This window comes from Kitasatospora sp. NRRL B-11411, from assembly GCF_000721345.1.
GTDB classification, from domain to species: Bacteria; Actinomycetota; Actinomycetes; order Streptomycetales; family Streptomycetaceae; genus Kitasatospora; species Kitasatospora cineracea.
Window position 1 is genome coordinate 1 of the sequence record NZ_JOGH01000316.1, and the last position, 448, is coordinate 448.

Below are 448 nucleotides of genomic sequence, written 5' to 3' on the forward strand. Positions count from 1 at the left end.
AGGGCTTTGAACAGGACGGTGCGCAGGCGGTCGACGTTGCGGGCGAAGACTTCCAGGACTTCGGCGTGGGTGACGCCCTCGCCGGTCTCGACGCCCGCGTCCAGGTCGGTGACCAGGGCCAGGGAGGTGTAGCAGAGGCCGAGTTCGCGGGCCAGCACCGCCTCCGGGTGCCCGGTCATTCCGACCACCGACCAGCCGTTGGCGGTGAACCAGCGCGACTCCGCCCGGGTGGAGAAGCGTGGGCCCTCGACCACCACCAGCGTGCCCCCGTCCACCGGCTCCCAGGCCAGGCCCCGCGCCGCCGCCAACGCCACCGCGCGCCCCCGCGGGCAGTACGGGTCGGCCATCGACACGTGCACCACCTCCGGCACCGAACCGTCCGGCAGCACCCGACCGTCGTAATAGGTCTGCACCCGCCCCGACGTCCGATCGACGAACTGGTCCGGCA

General features: G+C 72.5%; 1 pseudogene. It reads right to left on the bottom strand.

Annotated features, from left to right (window positions below):
- Window positions 1–448: pseudogene (locus IH44_RS0140130) on the bottom strand (5'-methylthioadenosine phosphorylase); the annotation flags it as partial.